The organism is Pseudomonas sp. SIMBA_068 (assembly GCF_046534705.1).
GTDB classification, from domain to species: Bacteria; Pseudomonadota; Gammaproteobacteria; order Pseudomonadales; family Pseudomonadaceae; genus Aquipseudomonas; species Aquipseudomonas putida.
The window spans coordinates 1-270 of sequence record NZ_JAWRYI010000561.1; the positions used below are offsets into that span (position 1 = coordinate 1).

At 47.8% G+C, this 270-nt stretch carries 1 pseudogene; it reads right to left on the reverse strand.

Features of this window, described 5'->3' with window-relative positions:
- Positions 1-60: 60 nt before the first annotated feature.
- A pseudogene (locus SB756_RS30410) lies at positions 61-270 on the reverse strand (nucleoside triphosphate hydrolase); the annotation flags it as partial.

The window sequence follows — 270 nt, forward strand, 5'->3', positions numbered from 1 at the left end:
ATTTTCAGGAAGGCTTCCTGAAAATGCCCGGTCCTGGCGATCGGGCATTTCCATTTTTGACTAGTGATAACCACGCGCGGTCATAAAATCCGTAATCGCTTTTTCTGCATCAACCAACACCTGTTCCAGTGGCTGATTGGCATCGATATCAACCAGTTGTGCACCACCAAAGGTTAACTGTGGCGTTATGGCAATCTTCCTCGCCAGCGATTCCCGTTTATGGTCGGGTTTACGTGCACAGGCAACTTCAAGGTCAACATTGAGTTTGAT